Here is a 17,707-nt window from a genome sequence, read left to right as displayed (position 1 = left end):
AACTTAAATATGAAAAAAACTTAAAAATATTTAATAAATTTCCATATTTACTAACAATAAATAAATATTTAAAAATTATTAAATTTTTCTTATATTTTAAAATCAAAGAGTATCATAATTTTAAAATTAATTGGTTATCCAATACTAAAATTAAGTGCTTAGACATTACTATGAAAAGACCGCATAACTCTTGGCTTAAGGTATTGGTGGGCATCGGTGCAGCCTACAATTATGTTTTTGACTACCTACTTAGTTCAGTTTATCTCCAGTAAAACTGTTATTATTCAGTTAAAAGAAAAGTTCTGGAAAAACTAAAACAAATTATTTAACTCTAGAAAAAAAAGAGGTCATTATTCATGTCGAATAGTAAAATAAATCTATTTTCATCTAGTTTTAATGAGCCTTTAAGTGAAGAACAAGAATCATTGACCGCATCTCGATTAAAGAGTAAAGGGAGTGAAACTTTAGAAAATAAACCAGAAAAAGAGACTATTTCTGTATTTCAAATAAGCCAAGAAAAATCAATTAATCAGGAAAAAATCGAAATAGAAATCACTCAATTTTCTAGCGATAATGATGTATCATTATCAAATCAGACTAATTTAGATCAAAATAGCGAAACAATTCAGGTCAATCAAGCATTAAAAGTCAGAAATTATCAACAAGCCTTTTTAATAGCTGATCCCAGACCTAACCCATTTCGTATAACTGCACCCCAAAATCTACACAATCTAGCAGTTGGTATTCCTAATCCCCAAACTTCTAATACAGTTATTAACGTTAATTACAATGGTTTTACGCCAGCAGCACAAGCAGCCTTTCAATATGCTGTAGATATTTGGGAAAGCTTAATTGATTCTCCAGTACAGATTAACCTTACTGCTAATTTTACTCCTCTAGGAGCCGGGATACTAGGTAGTGCGGGGCCGACTGACTTTTGGAGAAATTTTACTAATGCTCCCCAGACTAAAACATGGTATTCATCAGCATTAGCTAATTCTTTAGCTGGAACTGATTTAGATCCTAGTACGCCAGAAATTGAAGCCAATTTTAGTAGCAGTTTTAACAACTGGTATTTTGGGACTGATGCTAATACGCCTGGAAATAAATATGATTTTGTCAGCGTGGTATTACATGAAATTGGCCATGGTTTAGGCTTTTTTAGTTTCTTTAATTACAATAATGGTTCAGGAAATTGGGGATTGAATACAGGTTTTCCAAGTACCTTTGACCGTTTTGTCAAAAATGGCGCAGGAAAAAGCTTAATTAATACTAATCTATTTCCGAATCCTTCGACCGCTTTAGGTAATCAGCTTACAGATACGTGGCTTCGATGAGCCCACGATTTTAATCGTGTGGATGAATCGCCTTAATAAATGTGAGCTTATTTATTAAATATGTTAAAATAGGAGGTATGATAACAGTGACACATGACTTTAAATTAAAACCCAATCAGTCTCAAATAGAAACAATTGAGACATATCTTGAGGCGTGCAGAAGAGTTTATAACTATGCGCTACGAGAAAGAAAAGATTGGGTTAATAGTCGTAAGTCACCGATTAACTGTTGCTCAATACACTCTGAATACATTATAAGTCCTGAGACTCCTAGACCAACCTATAATTCTCAGTGCAAGTCTTTAACAGAAGCTAAAAAGATTTATCCAGGACTAAACTTTCCACATTCTCAAGTGTTGCAACAAACCCTAAGACAGTTAGAAGCAGCATTTGTCAATATGTGGGAAAGAAGCTTTGGATTTCCGCGCTTCAAAAAGTGCATGAGAAGCTTTGTCTATCCATCAGTTAAAAATGAATGGGTAGGGGATAACTGGGTCAATCTTCCCAAAATAGGAAAGGTTAAAATTAGACGGTCTAGACCAACCCCTGAAGGCTTCTTGCTCAAACAAATAAGAGTCGTAAAAAGAGCATCAGGTTACTTTGTCTTATTGGTCTATCAATTAGCTATCGATGTTCCCAATGTTCCAATACATGGACATCCGCTAGGTGTCGATATCGGGTTAGATTTCTACTTAGCTACAAGCGATGGAGAATTAATCAAAAGACCTCGGTTTTTTAATCGTTTATCTGGTCAGCTTAAATTGCTACAAAGACGATTAAAAAACAAAAAGAAAGGGTCTAACAATTGGTTAAAGCTCCAAAGCAAAATAGCAAAACTTCATCAAAAAATTCACTCGTCTCGAAAAGACTGGCACTACAAGCTGGCACATCGTCTTTGTGACACGGCTGGAATGATATTTGTTGAAGATATTAATTTCAAAGCTTGGGCTAAAGGATTATTTGGTAAACATACTTTAGATGCTGGTTTTGGTCAATTCTTTGAAATCTTGTCTTATGTGTGTTGGAAACGAGACGTATTTTTCTTGAAAGTTAACAAAGATTATACGTCTCAAATTTGTCCAAATTGTAATACTCATATAGGTAAAAAAAGCTTGAATGAGCGAATCCATTCCTGTTCTTGTGGGTATACAACTAATCGAGACACAGCAGCAAGCCAAGTAATTAGAAATCGTGGTTTAATCGCGGTCGGACAGCCCGTGATTCAAAATGCTTGTGGAGAGGTTCTGTCGGGGTTTGATAGCAATATCAGGCTTTCCGAAGACTCGTTGAAGCAAGAATCCAACCGATTTATCGGTTGGAGTGTCAAACGAATAAATCTGGTACTTTGACCTTTACTCCAGGACAAACCAGTAAAACTTTGACAGTTCCCATTATTGGTGATACCACTGTAGAACCTGATGAAACCTTCGTTGTTAATCTCACCTCTCCAACAAATGCCACTCTTGCTGATGCCATCGGACAGGGTACAATTCAAAATGATGATGTAGCGGCTACAACGATTCAGTTCTCTAAACCTTCCTTTACCAGTACAGAAGGCGGCAATACGACAACCGTTACAATTAGTCGTTCAGGAACATTAGCTAATTCTTCTACTGTACAATTTTACATTTCTAATGGAACCGCGATCGCTGGTCAAGATTTTACCGATTCTAGCTTGACAAATGTCACTTTTGCTGCTGATGAAAAGAGTAAAACGGTTTCGATATCTCCAATTGATGATCTACTTGCTGAACCGACAGAATTCGCTTTTTTACGACTGATTAATCCAACCAATGGAACGTTAGGGGGGCAGGATGTGGCTTTATGGAATATTGAGGACAATGATAGTAGTACAATTGTTGCTGGTACGACTAATTTAATGTCTCAGAGTTCTGACCCACTTTTAGCTAGTTATGAGCCGTTCAATGTTTTGGACAATATGGCTACTTCTGCTAACTTTTTTGTTTAATTTGACTCTTTAAATAATTGTAGGGATTTGGAGACCAAGCCCCTACAAATGATTGGGTAATTAAACCCTTAAAGAATGTTGAGTTAAAAATTATTCTGCTGTTTCGGCGGCGGCGGCTTTAGCTTTGATTTTTTCAGCGATATCATCAGCAGAGGGCTTAAATTTTTCTTTCATTTTCATGCTGTTTTTGATTTTTTCAGCGATATCATCTGGAGATAACTTCGCTTTAGCTCCGTCGACTGCTTCAGCCGCATCATCAAGAGCGGGTTTGAATTTTTCTTTCATTTTCATGCTGTTTTTAACTTTTTCAGCAATATCATCAGGTGAAGGCTTAAATTTTTCCTTCATTTTCATTTTGTCAGCAATATCATCTGGTGAAGGCTTAAAGAGATTTTTAATTTTACTAAAGAAATCGGTTTTTTCTTCGGGTGTTAGTGTTGTAAAGTCAGGTTTATCGGGCGAAACCTGAGCAATTTGGGCTTGAGCAGTGCCACAGACAACAAGATTGAGTAAAACCAGAAAAGAGGCGAAAATAGTTACGATTTTTAGTTTCATAGAGAATTGTCTCCTTTGTAAATCATCCGTGAGTTAAATTGAGCCACATCTTTCGTACTCCGATATCCTACAGTTAGAGATAAAAGAGCGAGCCCTCGTCTATAGTAGTCTGGAATCAAAGAGAAGACAACGAAAAAGTTATAGCGATCGCCTATTGCCCCGCACTTTACTACAACACATATCTTGTGCTGATTAAACGTTTGATGATATAATAAGCGATTGTGTCTTTATTTTAGTAAAGAATCTATGCCCAAGCTAAAAACCCGTAGGGCGGCCGCGAAAAGATTTCGAGCCACAGGAAGTGGAAAGATATTTCGTCGTAAAGCCTTCAAAAACCACTTATTACAGCACAAATCATCTGAAGTCAAACGTCGTCGTTTGTCAAACATCGCCTTAGTGAGTCCAGAAGATGAAGACGAAGTACGTCTCATGCTGCCTTATTTATAAATAATTACGCCCTAAAAAAACAATAATCAAAAATCATGACCAGAGTAAAACGCGGTAACGTCGCTCGCAAACGTCGCAAAAAAATTCTCAAACTAGCCAAAGGGTTTAGAGGTTCACATTCTAAACTATTCCGCACAGCAAATCAACAGGTAATGAAAGCCCTGCGGAACTCATATCGGGATCGACGCAAACGTAAAAGAGATTTTCGCCGTTTGTGGATCACCCGTATTAATGCAGCATCTCGCCAACAAGGGATGAGCTATAGTCAATTAATCGGACAAATGAAAAAAGTCGATATTCAGCTAAACCGGAAAATGTTAGCCCAACTCGCTGTTTTAGACCCTCAAGCATTTGCTAAAGTGGTTGAAGTCGCAGCGCAAGGAAAATAAAATGGTTTGGCCGATCGCTTTTTTTAGGCTTTATATGAAGAATAGTGATGACAGAAGCCTCTCAAACCATTCTATTGAACAGTCATGATAGTGCGATCGCATTAGCTGGCAACAAAGAAGAAAACCTAAAATATATCTCCCGTCAAACTGGAGCTAATCTAGTATTGCGGGGACAAGAACTGATCCTTTATGGCCAAGAAAAAGCGGTGGAACGTGCGACAAAGATTGTACGTTCCCTATCGCCATATTGGGAAGAAGCCAAAACTATCTCAGAACCCGACATTTTAACCGCCATTCATGCCATAGATACGGGAAAATCAGAAGAATACAAAGACTTACAGCAAAATGTACTCGCCAGAACACGACGAGGCGAAGTCATTCGCGCTAAAACCTTTCGTCAACGACAATATATCAAAGCCATTCAGACCCACGATATCACCTTTTGTATTGGGCCGGCAGGAACAGGAAAAACCTTTTTAGCCGCCGTTTTAGCCGTACAAGCTTTATTAAGTGACCAAGTAGAACGCATTATCCTCACTCGTCCGGCGGTAGAAGCAGGGGAAAAACTCGGCTTTTTACCAGGAGACTTGCAGCAAAAAGTTAATCCTTTTCTGCGTCCCTTGTACGATGCTTTATATGAATTTATCGACGCGGCTAAGATACCAGACTTGATGGAACGCGGTAAAATAGAAGTCGCACCACTGGCTTATATGCGCGGACGTACCCTGAGCAATTCTTTTATTATCGTTGATGAAGCCCAAAACACCACACCGGCTCAATTAAAAATGGTTCTCACTCGTTTGGGTAATGGTTCACGAATGGTGGTTACAGGTGATGTGACACAAACGGACTTACCCCCCCAACAAGAATCAGGTTTAGTCGTTGCTCAACGTATTTTAAAATCAGTTGAAGGGCTTTCTTTTTGTTATTTCACACAAGCTGATGTTGTACGTCATCCCCTTGTACAGCGCATTGTTGCCGCTTATGAACAAGCTCAATAATTTGTTATTGTACTGTGATTATTGATTGGAATATCTAACTATTCAAGCTTTACTGTAATACCAAATCCAGTAAAATAGAGGGTTTGGAGACCAAACCCCTACGCTTAATTAAAAGAGTCCGATTTATACGGATTTAGTATAACTAGCCAATGTTAGAAATAAGACAATAATGGGAACTCTGTATATAGAACAAAATTTGCTCAATAAACTTTATGTCGTCTTGGTCTATTTCTATTACAGACAGTTTTCTTAACAGTAGTTTAACTTTACCCAACAAAATAAGAGACAAATTACCTGATGTCATTGAAAAATTAAAAAATAATCCAAAACCTACTAATGGTCATAGCGTAAAAATTAAAGGGATTGATCTATGGCGTATCTATGTCACGCACCGCTATCGCCTATTTTATAAGTATGATAATCAATGGGTTAAACTGCTCAAGATTGTTGAAAGAGATAAGGATACATATAAGTCAGAAAACTTGATGTCAATAGCTGAGGAAGAAAGTTTATGTGTTATTAAGATCGATGAAGACGAAAGTTTACCCACTCAGAGTAGTTTCTTAACGTCAGAGCAGCTAGAACATTGGGAAATACCTAAAGAATATCATGAGCGATTATTATCTATTGATCAAGAAGATGATTTACTTGAGCTACCAATAGAACCAAAATGGATAGAAATAATTATTGACTGTTTACCTTCCCGTGAAAAGTCTATTGAAGAAGAATTAGACCTAATTGATAAAAAAGCTGAATATGTTTTAGAAGAATCAGATGATATAAGAAAATATCTTCAAGGAGAAATTAAAAATTTCTATCTTAAACTTAGTGAAGAACAAGAGAAAATACTAAATCAAAAGAATGACTATCCACTTTTAATAAAGGGTGGGCCAGGAACAGGAAAATCTATTTTAGCTTATTATCAAACTAAAAAGTTACTTAAAGATGGCTATAAAAAGATACTATTTACAACAATTAATCCCTCTTTAATTGAATATTATATCAAGCCTTTGAAAGCTTTAATTGGAGATGATTTACAAGCTAAAGGAGTAACTTTAAAAACAGTTGATGAATTAGCTTCTGAAATTTATAGACGATCTTATGGAGAACGATATAAATTAGCAACAGAAGAAATATGTTTATTCTGCTTGAAATCAGTCATTCATGAGATTACTATTATACCATCTATTAAAAATCAGATTATTAATCTTGGCTTGAATTATTTGCTTGATGAAATATTAATTGTGATTGAATCTAGAGGAATAGAAAGCTGTGATGAATATTTACAAATTTCTCGTTTTGGTCTTGGATATAAACCAGAAAAGCAGATTATGGAACAGATTTGGGAAATTTATGTACAATGGAAAAAGATTTTAAGAAAATCGGGTTATATTACAACTGAGCATATCAGACAAAAAGCTTTAGAAATTATTAATAAAAAGAATACTTCTGTTTTTAATGCTATTGTGATTGATGAAGCACAGGATCTTTCGCCAGTTGCAATAGAAATTTTAATGAAATTAGCTATTTCAAAAAATAAATTTTATTTAACGGCAGATACTGAGCAAAGTTTAAAAAAGCTTCCTTTTGCGTGGGACTTTCTACAAGATGAGAATGAGTATAAAGGAGAAATAAGAACTTTAAATAGAAGCTTTCGTAATACTGAACAAATAGGAAAAGCGTATCCTAGCATTATATCAAGTGTAGAAACTGCTAGTTTTTCTAATTTAAGAGGTGAAAAACCTAAAATTATTTTAACAGATGATCTATTAAATCAAGCAAAATTAATTAAAGTATTTTTCAAACAAAGCTCAAAAAAATTTAAGTTACCTATTTATACAGGAGTTATTTTATCACCTGAGCGTCAATATGGAGAATTTTTAGCTAGACAGCTAAGTTTTTACGGTCTTGCATCTGAATATCAAGACAAGCTAAATCATAATTCAAGTAATAGTTGTATTAGAGTATTAAGTTTAGAATCAGTAAAAGGTCTAGAATTTCCTTTTGTTGTTGTGGTTGGTTTAACAGAAGGACTACTGCCAAATTACATAAATAATAGTCATAGAGATGAACAGAAAGAATTACTTAAACAACAAAGACAGCTTTTTTACATTGCTTGTTCTAGAGCGATGCGCTCATTGTTGGTATTTGGTTCAAAAAATCAACCGTCTTCTTTTCTGGAACCACTAAGAGAAAATGATTATTGGCAAATTGAGGTATTATAATGATTAAATTAAAAGATTTACGTGAAAAAGATTTAATAACAATCGAAAATGCTAGTAAACAATTAAATCAAAAGCATGAAAAACTTGATTGTACTGATGTTTATGGATTAGAGCATGAAGAATTAGAAGCTTTATTTTCCCATATAAGACATGAATGGCTATTTTTTCCAGAATTATACAACTTTATCGACACAACAACTTTTGCAAGTCATAAGCAAAAAAACTTACGAATTCAATTAAAAAATTTTGTAGATCAGAAGAGAATTAATAATCAACCTACTCCTTTAAATAAGAGTAGATTAATTAAATTATTAAATCAAAGAAAGGTATTTATTATTCCAATAGGCATTATTGGAGTCATATGTATAGCAGGAATCGCTTTAACAACAAACAAAGGAAAATTTTTAACTTGTGAAGATGCCAACTACACTCGACATTATACTTTAACAAATCCATTAGGAAAGTGCTACAAAGATTTAAATAAAACTCCTTTAACAATTGGTATATTAACAGATGCTAAATACTATGAAAAGTTTAAAGAATATTTAAGCAATCAATTAGAAAGCACAGTAAAAGATGTAAAAATTGAATCAGTTAATCGATGTTATGAATATGCTAGAAACAAAATAGCTAGTAAAGATTGGGATGTTGTATTTACTCTTTCACCGATGAACTCAATTGCAGCGAGTGATAATGGTTATACTTGGGTTGCTCGAATGTTTCCTGATAAACCTGAATATTATCAAGCAGCTTTATATACTAAAAAAAATAGTTCTATTAATTCTATAAAAGAGCTAAATTCTTCTCATAAAATTGCTTTGGGGTGTATTGGTTCAGCTTCTAGTTTTTATATGCCGATTTATCAACTTTATGGGAAAACGCTTAATATAACTAAAGATTATCGTGATCGTGAGCTTGATAATTTAGTTATTAAAGGTAATGTGGATGTTAGTGCAAGAGCAGCTTCTTTTGTCGATGAAACTAAATTCAAAATCATTCACAAAAGTTCTGATATTCCAGGTTCGGGTGTCTATCTTTCTCCTGATTTAGCTCCTGAAATTCAGCAACAGATTATTAATGTTATGAAAAATGCACCATTAGAGCTTAAAAAAGAAGCTAACTATGGAGATGGAAAAGAACCTAATTGGACTGAGTTTAGAAAAATTGCTAATAAAGCAGAGGAGATTGTTCAATGTAAGAATTTGACTCAAAATCCTGTCAAGCTTTTTGGTTGTCAATGTCCAATTCCTCAAGTCAAAGGAGGAATAGTAGGAAAAGTTGATAGTTTTGTTAAAATTAATGCTGAAACTTTACAGTTAAATGTAAATGATGAGCAGGGAAACACATATTATCTTAAGCTTGAGCCTAAAATACTTGGTCAAGTAAAAAATGGGACTACCCCACTTACAATCAAGGGAAAAACAATAATAATTAATGATGTTAATCCAAAATCGATAAAATCAAATTTATTTGAAATAGACATCACTAATTCTAAACAAATACAAGTTTTAGAAGGTTGTTAATTAATCTAAATTTATCAATAAAAATAAATGAGAAATATTATTACAAGTACATTAATAGGCTTATCTTTAGTTACTACGTCTGTCGCTAGAAGTCAATCAAATACAGAATTAAAACAACTCACGATCGCAACATGGAATTTAGAACATCTTGCCGAAAAGAATGGAGAAGGTTGCCGTCCGCGACAAAATGCTGATTATCAATTATTACAAAGCTATGCTAATCGTCTTCTTGATGAAAAAAAAGTAGATATTATCACCCTTCAAGAAGTAGAAAATGAAGCCGCCGCTCATCGTGTTTTTCCAGCTTCTAAATGGAATATTGTTCTCGCCTCGCGCCCTTCTTCATCTCAGCCGAGAAAATGTCGAGAAAATCCAAATAATACTTTAACAACTCAATTAGCTGGTTTTGCCATCCGTAAAGATATCGTTTTTGAAAAGGAAAAAGATTTAGAAGCTTTAGATCTTAGTAATTTAGGATTACGGCGAGGTGCGTATATTATAGTTAAAAGTAATTCCCAACCGCTTCACTTACTAGCAGTTCATTTAAAATCAGGTTGTTTTAGTGATTCTCTTTCAAATCCTCCGTCTAATAATAGTAGTTGCAAAGAACTCGCTACCCAATTGCCAATTCTTGAAAAATGGATTGATGAAAGAGTCAAAAAGGGTGAACGTTTTGCTATTGCAGGTGATTTAAATCGTCGTTTAAATATACCAGGAGACGAATTCTGGCAAGAAATTGATGACAGTGAGCCAGATATCGGTGCAGATTTGGAAACTATAACAGAAGGTCGGCTATCTAGTTGTAATCGTTATAAAGATTATATCGATCATATTGTATTAGACAAAGGTGTGACAAGGGCTGTTTCAGAGCGATCGTTTTTCCAATTAGTATACAAAGAAGCAGAATCCGAGCATCCGTCCGATCACTGTCCCATAGGTGTCACTATTGACATGACAGCTTTAAAACTTTCTCCAGACTATCGATGGAGACACAATTCTCTTGAGTATCGTACCATTACTCGCTCAGTATTTGAAAGAGCAGCAGCACGCTTGGAAGAACTAATAAAAGAACAAAATTGCAATAGCAACAATAGAGCTAAATGTGTAATTGTCGTCGATATTGATGAGACAATTCTTGATAATAGTGGTTATGATAAGATAGCTCAAGAGCTATTACGAACCGGTTTTGACCGACAATTATGGGATACTTGGGTAGAAAATGCCGAAGCAGAATTAGTTCCAGGTGCAGATATTTTATGGAATTTAGCTTTATCTCGTGGTGTCAAAATCGCTGCAATTACAAATCGCACTGCTCAACAAGCTGAAATCACTCGTACTAATCTAGAAAAACTAGGTTTAAACGCTTCCCCTGAGAAAGTTTGTATTCTTGGTAAAACTGAAAAGGATCAATCTACTGAAACCCATAACAGTAAGGATCTCCGTCGTCGTTTAGTCGAACAAGGTACAGCAGAAAACTGCTGGAAAGAAAAAGAAAGCATCGTTCAAAACATTTGGCAGCAACCTCATCAAATCTTGCTATATGTGGGCGATAATATTGAAGATTTTCCTCAAATTAAACAAAACACCATCAATGCAGGGCAAATGTTAGAGCAAATCGATAAATCTTTCTTCTTACTTCCTAATGCCACTTATGGTAGTTGGGATTAGGTTAATCTGAGAGCGGTTTTCAGGTGCTAGAGTGTTACTGAAATAATAAGCTAATTCCTCCCATTGCTATCAATACACCCAAAATCGCTCTCAGGCTAATTTTTTCACCCATTGCCGCAGCTAATGGTAAAACAAATAATGGACTTGTACCCGAAAGCGTCTGAGCAATACCAACAGGAATTAATTCTAATGAGGTTTGTTGCAAGAAAATTCCTAAATAAGTACTACCAAAAGAAGTTAATGTAATAATTCCCGCCAGTCGTCTTGACCAAATTATTTTATGATTCTCAGATTTTCTCGAACTCAGTAATAATAAGATTAAGGCGGTCATGGTTCCTGCACTAATCCGAATAAGTGTACTCCAAAGTGGCGTAATATCTGACTCTAGTAAGGCAAAACGCGACAAAACTCCGCCGACTGCTTGGGATAATGCCGCTAATAATCCCCAAATAATGCCTCGTGTTGGATTTGCTAAACTGACGGTTATACTAGGTGTGCGTTCTGTAATGACCCAAGCAACACCGATTAAAGTTAGTAAAATACCATACCATGCTAAAGGTTTTAAGGTTTCTTGGAATGCCACTAAAGCAATGAGTGCCGAAATGGGAGGGGCTAAGGTTTCGACTAAAAGGGTTCGTCTTGCCCCTAATTGATTTAATGCAGCAAAATAAGCCGTATCGCCTAATCCTATCCCGATTACACCACTAAATCCGAGGAATATGGCTGGAATCAGTGCGAATTCGGGAAACTCTTGATGAGTGAGTAATAAGGTAAAAATAATAAGTACGATCGCAATACTACCTTTAAGACAATTTAACTGTAAAGGGGATATTTTCTGACCGAGTAGGGAATACACAATAGAAGAGGCAGCCCATAAAAAAGCTGCCCCTAATGCGGCTAGTTCACCTGTAAGGTTAAGAAGGTTCACTGAAAATTTTTAATCAAAAAAATATGGGTACGCTTCTAGATTAAAAGAATACCCTTGTTGATGTCTGGTTAATGGATAGTTTTAACAAATTATTCACATTGACAACCATTGATCTAGCTTAAAGAAGCATTGCTGCGATCGTAGGATTTACTAAAATCAGATTGAGTTTGTCCTTGGATTGTACCGCGATATTTACTATCAACATCCACGCCAATTTCTTCGGCTGTTCTTTCTAACATAGACTGTTGACGGTTTTTGATCATCTGGTGATGACGTTGTAATAGTGCGCGTGCTTGTTGTTCAGTATTCATTATCTTATGCTCCGATTGCTGAATGATGGTTTTATATTTTTTACCCTCACTAATATATATAACACATAAAACTGTAGCATATGTTACAAATTTGCTTAATATATAAAAAAATAATGCAAACTGCATTATCTAAAAGTTTATATAATATAATCTTTACAGATTCTGATTTTTGTTTAGATTTTGCACAAGTAAACGATGAGCCGCACAATCACAGCCATAAAGAGCGATCGCTCTTTCTCCCTCGGCATCACTCATATTAATATCCTGACAACTACAATTAGCAAAATCAGCTTGATCAGCGATTAAATTTTCGGTTGGGTGTTCTACTGCAAGAATTTCCGTACCTTCATTTGCCGAAGTAAAAACGTATTCTTGGACGGGTACATTATTAGCATAAGCGGAAGGAACCGTCAAGAGAGTTAGTGCGATCGAGCTAGAACATCCTAAAAGCGTTAATAAATCTTTTTTCATTGTTACTGTTGAATTGAATTTCTACTATAATAAACGCCTTTGTTAAAATAGGGAAAATCGGTTACAGATGATGCCTATTCCCTATTTCTTAGAGTTACACTGTAACTAATTGGGGACGTTTACTATTGCGAACACCTTCAATTGCTGCCGCATAATCTGGGGCATTAAAGACCGCAGAACCCGCTACAATGGCGTTAGCACCAGCTTCCGTGACTTGCCAAGTATTAGCAGGTTTTAAACCTCCATCAACTTCGATCCAAGGATCTAAACCTCTTTCGTCGCACATTTGGCGTAATTTTTGAATTTTGGTAACCATTTCAGGAATAAAACTTTGTCCACCAAAACCGGGGTTAACGCTCATAATGAGAACGAGATCACATATAGGCAAAACATATTCGATCAATTCTAAGGGAGTAGAAGGATTAAGAACGACACCTGCTTGCTTTCCGAGTTCACGAATCTGACCTAAAGTACGATGAAGATGGGGTGAGGCATTATGTTCCGCGTGTACAGAAATAATATCAGCACCCGCTTTCGCAAAATCAGCGACGTACTTTTCGGGTTCGACAATCATTAAATGAACATCTAATGGTTTTTGGGTATAAGGGCGAATAGCTTCTACAATCAGTGGGCCGATGGTAATATTGGGAACAAAGCGGCCATCCATTACATCTACGTGTATCCAGTCTGCACCAGCTTTATCTACCGCTTGGATTTCTTCACCCAAGCGACTGAAATCAGCAGATAGAATAGAAGGAGCAACAACGATCGATTTAGTATATCCGTTTTGGGTCATGGCTGATCTTTAGTTTTATAAAGGCTCGTTATTTAGTATCAATCTTAACAGACTCTTTAGAATTTTTTTCTTGTTATATTGAGGGATTTTTGGTATAGAAAAACCTCATCTTGTTGATAAGTTAGTTTAAATTCTGGGATTTGTTCAAGACGAGTGATAAACTGTTGAATGAGTTCGGGTGAACTTGACCAACCTGGATGACGTTTATTCAGTAAGATGTGATCGAACTGTTTTAAGTCTAATGTTTCTGATCCTTGTATGGCTAGTTTAACAAGTGGGCGATGGGTGAGGTGAGGTGCGATCGCAGAATTGGTTAATACACCTCCAGACGTATTGACTAAAGATACTGCTTTTTGGGTTGCTTGCCAAGTATCTAATGTTTTTAAATAAATTGAACCAAAATAACCATATTTTGCGAGTGCGATAAATGCCACCAGTGACCAAAGTATTATATATTTGGGTCTTTTTAACCATCCTTTACCTGCGGCTTCAGTGGCGATTACTGCTATAAATAAAAAGGGAATAATGGTTAAAGAATATTGATTGGTTAGGTTTTTTTGCGGTAAATAATCTGTAATTAAATTTAATGCTAGAGTTGGAATAGCTGCAATCAAAGGTGATAAATAGCGCGGCGAAAGTCCCCAAATTACAGGAATAAATAGAAAAATAATATATTCTAAGTTGGCTAAACTAAAAAGTTTGCCTAAAATTAAATTAGGTTTGAGAAAAATATTTTTTATGATTTCGCCGACTGAGTTCCCTAAATAACTATAACGGCTATCTGCCATTTCTATAGCCGCATCATTTCCCGTTAATATTGGAATAATGACTTGAGTGGATAAAATAAACCAAGCGATACCCAAAATAATAGCGATGCTGCCGTATAAACGTTTTTTTTCAAAGAGTAATAACCATATTCCCATCGCAGCTACCGTTAAAGAAAAAATCGCTTTACAACTTAAAACGATTACAATTGCCACAAGAAAGCCAATAATAGAATTAGAGCGAGCGGCTAAAACTGCCCATAATAAAGCAGGAACCGCAATTACATCAGGATGAAAGTCAAAAAGATTAACATTGAAAATGAGTGGATAGAGTAAATAAGCCGTTGATAAAGTAATCGCTATTTTGTGCTTTAAATCCGCTTGTAAAGAAAGCTGATAAATAGGGAAAGCTCCTAGCGAAAGGGCTAACGCTTGAATTGCTAATAACCAATAAACACTATTATAAATTTTATAGAGTAAAGCGATCGGATATAATATAAAAGCGGCATGATCACCTAAAATATGATAATCCACAAAAGAAATAATCGGATTTTTGCCTTGACTTATTAAATACACGCCCTGATCAAACCACCCTAAATCGAGTGCATTTGATTGAAATAGTCTGTGTCTAATTATACTACTAATTAATAAAATTATAAAATTTATAATAATTAAATTTATTAAAGATAGTTTGATTTTTCTCATAATATATTTTTGTTTAATATAAGAAATTAATAATAATTTTTCTGTAGGGTTTTGGTCTCCAAATCTAATAGATTTATCATAATTTTAGAAAGAAAACCTCGATAATAGCAATGGTAATTTTTGATTGAATAATACGATTACCACAAATAAAAGGGTTTGGCAACCAAACCCCTACAATAATCCTAAGATTTAACGAGGGATTAATAACCAAACCCCTACAATAATCTTAAAATTAAAATAAGAAATATCGTTGCGCCATCGGTAAAATAGTGGCAGGTTCGCAGGTTAATAACTCTCCGTCTGCTTTTACTTCGTAGGTTTCAGGATTAACTTCAATATTCGGTAAAGCGTTATTTAATTTCATACTGGCTTTATTAATATTACGAGTATTAGAAACGGCTACGGCTTTTTTCTGTAAATTTAATTTGTCAGGAATATCAGCTTTAAGAGCAACTTTAGAAAGAAAAGTCAAAGAAGTTGCACCAATTGCACCCCCAAAACTACCAAACATCGGACGCATATAAACAGGTTGTGGTGTGGGAATACTTGCATTAGCATCACCCATTTGTGACCATGCAATCATACCTCCTTTTATGACTAATTCTGGTTTAACACCAAAAAAAGCAGGCCGCCATAAACATAAATCGGCTAATTTTCCTGTTTCAATGGAACCCACATACTCAGAAATTCCATGAGTAATTGCAGGGTTAATCGTATATTTAGCAATGTAACGTTTTGCTCGTAGATTATCATTATCGCCAGTTTCTCCGTTTAAAGAACCCCGTTGTACTTTCATTTTATGCGCGGTTTGCCAACTACGAATAATCACTTCTCCAACTCTTCCCATTGCCTGCGAGTCTGAAGAAATCATACTAAAAGCCCCTAAATCATGTAGAATATCTTCGGCTGCGATCGTTTCTCGACGGATACGAGATTCAGCAAACGCCACATCTTCAGGAATACTGCGATCTAAATGATGGCAAACCATCAACATATCTAAGTGTTCTTCTAAGGTATTTAAAGTATAAGGACGTGTTGGGTTAGTAGAAGAGGGTAAAACGTTACTTTCTCCACAAACTCGAATAATATCGGGTGCGTGACCCCCGCCTGCACCTTCGGTATGATAGGTATGAATGACACGATTTTTAAATGCTGCGATCGTTGCTTCGACAAAACCCGCTTCATTCAAAGTATCTGTATGTATTGCTACTTGAACATCATATTTATCGGCAACCTTTAAACAAGTATCAATGGTTGCAGGTGTCGTTCCCCAATCTTCATGTAATTTTAAACCCATCGCCCCCGCTTTGATCTGTTCAATTAGTCCATCGCTTTGACTGCTGTTACCTTTGCCCAAAAAACCCAGATTCACAGGGAACGCATCAGCCGATTGTAACATTCTGTAAATATTCCATTCGCCAGGGGTACAAGTCGTTGCATTGGTTCCAGTTGCGGGGCCTGTTCCACCCCCTATCATAGTAGTAACACCAGATGCGATCGCAGTTTCAATTTGTTGGGGGCAAATAAAATGAATATGAGTATCGATCCCCCCTGCGGTTAAAATCATTCCTTCACCCGCGACTACTTCGGTTGCAGGGCCAATAATAATATCGATTCTATCTTGTATATAAGGATTACCCGCTTTTCCGATTTTAAAAATTTTACCGTCTTTTATCCCCACATCGGCTTTGACAATGCCCCACCAATCTAAAATGAGAGCATTTGTAATCACCAAATCTACCGCCCCATCGTTACGAGAAATCGGTGATTGTCCCATTCCATCCCGAATAACTTTACCTCCGCCAAATTTCACCTCATCCCCATAGGTGGTAAAGTCTTGTTCTACTTCAATAAAAAGCTCTGTATCAGCAAGACGAACTTTATCCCCTACTGTTGGCCCATAAGTTTCGGCATAAGCTTGGCGATCAATTCTATAACTCATTGTAATTGCTCCATTAGGACTTTTGAAAGTCCTTGACACTGTAACCCGTGTTTATTTCGGCTGCTCAATTGTACCAATGGTCAAACGGTCAAAAAACATACATAAGTTAAGCTTATCATTTACATAAGAAGACACATTGTTAGAAAGCTTTACAAAACTATAGAAACTGACTAAGATAAGTACATATTCATAACGAACCTTGAAAACGTAATAGGAATCATAAAGCAATGACCACCACCCTACAACAACGCAGCAATGCGTCAGCATGGGAGCAGTTTTGCCAGTGGATCACAAGCACCAACAACCGTCTATATGTCGGCTGGTTCGGTGTACTAATGATCCCCACCCTGCTTACCGCGACCACCTGTTTCTTAATCGCCTTCGTCGCTGCACCTCCAGTAGACATCGACGGAATCCGCGAACCGGTTGCAGGTTCACTCTTATACGGAAACAACATCATCTCTGGTGCAGTTGTCCCGTCTTCTAACGCAATTGGATTACACTTCTACCCCATCTGGGAAGCAGCTTCTGTTGATGAGTGGTTATACAACGGTGGCCCTTACCAGTTAGTAGTATTCCACTTCTTAATCGGAGTATTCTGTTACCTCGGTCGTCAGTGGGAACTATCTTACCGTTTAGGGATGCGCCCTTGGATCTGTGTAGCATACTCGGCACC

General features: G+C 36.1%; 17 protein-coding genes. 10 read left to right on the top strand and 7 right to left on the bottom strand.

The window, feature by feature from the left end; all coding sequences use genetic code 11:
• Positions 1 to 356: 356 nt before the first annotated feature.
• The 3 genes from C7H19_RS15580 to C7H19_RS15570 all read left to right on the top strand — a co-directional run bounded on the left by C7H19_RS15580 (position 357) and on the right by C7H19_RS15570 (position 3,306).
• Complete coding sequence (locus C7H19_RS15580) at positions 357 to 1,337, top strand: hypothetical protein (RefSeq protein WP_106457845.1); 981 nt, start codon at positions 357 to 359, stop codon at positions 1,335 to 1,337.
• 77 nt (positions 1,338 to 1,414) lie between these two features.
• Positions 1,415 to 2,686, top strand: coding sequence for an RNA-guided endonuclease InsQ/TnpB family protein (locus tag C7H19_RS15575; RefSeq protein WP_106457843.1), 1,272 nt, complete (start codon positions 1,415 to 1,417; stop codon positions 2,684 to 2,686).
• Positions 2,683 to 3,306, top strand: a complete 624-nt coding sequence (locus tag C7H19_RS15570) for a Calx-beta domain-containing protein (RefSeq protein ID WP_219907663.1) — start codon at positions 2,683 to 2,685, stop codon at positions 3,304 to 3,306. The genes C7H19_RS15575 and C7H19_RS15570 overlap by 4 nt, the downstream gene beginning before the upstream one ends.
• 90 nt (positions 3,307 to 3,396) lie before the next feature.
• Here C7H19_RS15570 and C7H19_RS15565 read toward each other — a convergent pair whose 3' ends face one another.
• On the bottom strand, positions 3,397 to 3,861 hold the full coding sequence (locus C7H19_RS15565) for a hypothetical protein (protein ID WP_106457840.1): 465 nt from the start codon (positions 3,859 to 3,861) through the stop codon (positions 3,397 to 3,399).
• A 246-nt stretch (positions 3,862 to 4,107) separates the two neighbouring features.
• Here C7H19_RS15565 and rpmI point away from each other — a divergent pair, with 246 nt between their 5' ends.
• The 6 genes from rpmI to C7H19_RS15535 all read left to right on the top strand — a co-directional run bounded on the left by rpmI (position 4,108) and on the right by C7H19_RS15535 (position 11,114).
• Positions 4,108 to 4,308, top strand: a complete 201-nt coding sequence (rpmI, locus tag C7H19_RS15560) for a 50S ribosomal protein L35 (RefSeq protein WP_106457838.1) — start codon at positions 4,108 to 4,110, stop codon at positions 4,306 to 4,308.
• Positions 4,309 to 4,343: 35 nt separating this feature from the next.
• Complete coding sequence (gene rplT, locus C7H19_RS15555; RefSeq protein ID WP_106457836.1) at positions 4,344 to 4,697, top strand: 50S ribosomal protein L20; 354 nt, start codon at positions 4,344 to 4,346, stop codon at positions 4,695 to 4,697.
• A 47-nt stretch (positions 4,698 to 4,744) separates the two neighbouring features.
• Positions 4,745 to 5,698: a PhoH family protein gene (locus tag C7H19_RS15550; RefSeq protein WP_106457835.1), complete on the top strand. Its 954-nt coding sequence runs from the start codon at positions 4,745 to 4,747 to the stop codon at positions 5,696 to 5,698.
• Positions 5,699 to 5,910: 212 nt separating this feature from the next.
• The gene (locus tag C7H19_RS15545; RefSeq protein ID WP_106457833.1) at positions 5,911 to 7,923 is read left to right on the top strand and encodes a 3'-5' exonuclease; all 2,013 of its coding nucleotides are present in this window, start codon (positions 5,911 to 5,913) and stop codon (positions 7,921 to 7,923) included.
• The gene (locus tag C7H19_RS15540) at positions 7,923 to 9,446 is read left to right on the top strand and encodes a phosphate/phosphite/phosphonate ABC transporter substrate-binding protein (protein WP_106457831.1); all 1,524 of its coding nucleotides are present in this window, start codon (positions 7,923 to 7,925) and stop codon (positions 9,444 to 9,446) included. The genes C7H19_RS15545 and C7H19_RS15540 overlap by 1 nt, the downstream gene beginning before the upstream one ends.
• Before the next feature lie 27 nt (positions 9,447 to 9,473).
• The gene (locus tag C7H19_RS15535; RefSeq protein WP_106457830.1) at positions 9,474 to 11,114 is read left to right on the top strand and encodes an HAD family acid phosphatase; all 1,641 of its coding nucleotides are present in this window, start codon (positions 9,474 to 9,476) and stop codon (positions 11,112 to 11,114) included.
• Between the two features lie 34 nt (positions 11,115 to 11,148).
• Here the strand turns inward: C7H19_RS15535 and C7H19_RS15530 are convergent, their stop codons facing one another.
• The 6 genes from C7H19_RS15530 to ureC all read right to left on the bottom strand — a co-directional run bounded on the left by C7H19_RS15530 (position 11,149) and on the right by ureC (position 17,031).
• Positions 11,149 to 12,042, bottom strand: a complete 894-nt coding sequence (locus tag C7H19_RS15530) for a DMT family transporter (protein WP_106457828.1) — start codon at positions 12,040 to 12,042, stop codon at positions 11,149 to 11,151.
• Between the two features lie 113 nt (positions 12,043 to 12,155).
• Positions 12,156 to 12,353, bottom strand: a complete 198-nt coding sequence (gene gifA, locus C7H19_RS15525) for a glutamine synthetase inactivation factor IF7A (protein ID WP_106457826.1) — start codon at positions 12,351 to 12,353, stop codon at positions 12,156 to 12,158.
• 153 nt (positions 12,354 to 12,506) lie between these two features.
• Positions 12,507 to 12,824, bottom strand: coding sequence for a hypothetical protein (locus tag C7H19_RS15520; protein WP_106457824.1), 318 nt, complete (start codon positions 12,822 to 12,824; stop codon positions 12,507 to 12,509).
• Positions 12,825 to 12,918: 94 nt separating this feature from the next.
• Positions 12,919 to 13,620: a ribulose-phosphate 3-epimerase gene (gene rpe / locus C7H19_RS15515; protein ID WP_106457822.1), complete on the bottom strand. Its 702-nt coding sequence runs from the start codon at positions 13,618 to 13,620 to the stop codon at positions 12,919 to 12,921.
• Positions 13,621 to 13,676: 56 nt separating this feature from the next.
• On the bottom strand, positions 13,677 to 15,089 hold the full coding sequence (locus C7H19_RS15510; protein ID WP_106457820.1) for a DUF2079 domain-containing protein: 1,413 nt from the start codon (positions 15,087 to 15,089) through the stop codon (positions 13,677 to 13,679).
• 232 nt (positions 15,090 to 15,321) lie between these two features.
• Positions 15,322 to 17,031, bottom strand: coding sequence for an urease subunit alpha (gene ureC / locus C7H19_RS15505; RefSeq protein ID WP_106457819.1), 1,710 nt, complete (start codon positions 17,029 to 17,031; stop codon positions 15,322 to 15,324).
• 227 nt (positions 17,032 to 17,258) lie between these two features.
• On the opposite strand from ureC, the gene C7H19_RS15500 reads away from it, so the two are divergent.
• Positions 17,259 to 17,707: photosynthetic reaction center family protein (locus C7H19_RS15500; protein ID WP_483860659.1), on the top strand; the 449-nt coding region annotated here is incomplete at its 3' end.

This window comes from Aphanothece hegewaldii CCALA 016 (genome assembly GCF_003007785.1).
Taxonomy (GTDB): domain Bacteria; phylum Cyanobacteriota; class Cyanobacteriia; order Cyanobacteriales; family Microcystaceae; genus Chroococcus; species Chroococcus hegewaldii.
This window is presented reverse-complemented; position numbering and strand designations above follow the sequence as displayed.

Bases quoted from the DNA above. Each gene is read 5' to 3' on its own strand.
- gifA (WP_106457826.1), bottom strand. From the start codon at position 12,353: ATGAATACTGAACAACAAGCACGCGCACTATTACAACGTCATCACCAG.
- C7H19_RS15545 (WP_106457833.1), top strand. From the start codon at position 5,911: ATGTCGTCTTGGTCTATTTCTATTACAGACAGTTTTCTTAACAGTAGT.
- C7H19_RS15580 (WP_106457845.1), top strand. From the start codon at position 357: ATGTCGAATAGTAAAATAAATCTATTTTCATCTAGTTTTAATGAGCCT.
- C7H19_RS15510 (WP_106457820.1), bottom strand. From the start codon at position 15,089: ATGAGAAAAATCAAACTATCTTTAATAAATTTAATTATTATAAATTTT.
- C7H19_RS15540 (WP_106457831.1), top strand. From the start codon at position 7,923: ATGATTAAATTAAAAGATTTACGTGAAAAAGATTTAATAACAATCGAA.
- C7H19_RS15550 (WP_106457835.1), top strand. From the start codon at position 4,745: ATGACAGAAGCCTCTCAAACCATTCTATTGAACAGTCATGATAGTGCG.
- ureC (WP_106457819.1), bottom strand. From the start codon at position 17,031: ATGAGTTATAGAATTGATCGCCAAGCTTATGCCGAAACTTATGGGCCA.
- rplT (WP_106457836.1), top strand. From the start codon at position 4,344: ATGACCAGAGTAAAACGCGGTAACGTCGCTCGCAAACGTCGCAAAAAA.
- rpe (WP_106457822.1), bottom strand. From the start codon at position 13,620: ATGACCCAAAACGGATATACTAAATCGATCGTTGTTGCTCCTTCTATT.
- rpmI (WP_106457838.1), top strand. From the start codon at position 4,108: ATGCCCAAGCTAAAAACCCGTAGGGCGGCCGCGAAAAGATTTCGAGCC.
- C7H19_RS15535 (WP_106457830.1), top strand. From the start codon at position 9,474: ATGAGAAATATTATTACAAGTACATTAATAGGCTTATCTTTAGTTACT.
- C7H19_RS15565 (WP_106457840.1), bottom strand. From the start codon at position 3,861: ATGAAACTAAAAATCGTAACTATTTTCGCCTCTTTTCTGGTTTTACTC.
- C7H19_RS15575 (WP_106457843.1), top strand. From the start codon at position 1,415: ATGATAACAGTGACACATGACTTTAAATTAAAACCCAATCAGTCTCAA.
- C7H19_RS15520 (WP_106457824.1), bottom strand. From the start codon at position 12,824: ATGAAAAAAGATTTATTAACGCTTTTAGGATGTTCTAGCTCGATCGCA.